Source organism: Phormidium sp. CCY1219, from assembly GCF_055795085.1.
Map to the genome: position 1 here is coordinate 1 of NZ_JAYFEQ010000144.1, position 439 is coordinate 439.

Below are 439 nucleotides of genomic sequence, written 5' to 3' on the forward strand. Positions count from 1 at the left end.
GAACAATTGCCTGATGGGGTGGAAATTAGCGAAAATTTGGCCCAGGTATTAGATAAGTTATTATCCGATTATCCAAAACAGCGATATCAATCAGCATCGGAAGTATTAGACGCCCTAAATTTGTCACCAGTGAGCGGTGCTAAAACGGCACAATCATCATTGCCGAAATTCAGTTTTGACATTATTACTGTGAATCGCTATGGAAAGGAAATCAACCGCCAGCAGGGGGAGGCAGAATACTATACCGAAGATTTGGGGCAAGGAATTAGGTTAGAAATGGTACGCATTCCGGCGGGTACCTTTCTCATGGGTTCCCCGGAAACCGAATTGGAGCGATATGATAATGAAGGTCCGCAACATCGGGTGAGGGTACCGGAATTTTTTATGGGCAAATATCCGGTAACCCAGGCACAATGGCAAGCAGTGATGGGAAATAATC

General features: G+C 44.9%; 1 protein-coding gene. It reads left to right on the top strand.

Features of this window, described 5'->3' with window-relative positions; genetic code table 11:
* Window positions 1–439 (top strand): formylglycine-generating enzyme family protein (locus AC0QH1_RS00750; RefSeq protein WP_324628811.1); only part of this gene is annotated, 439 nt, incomplete at both ends.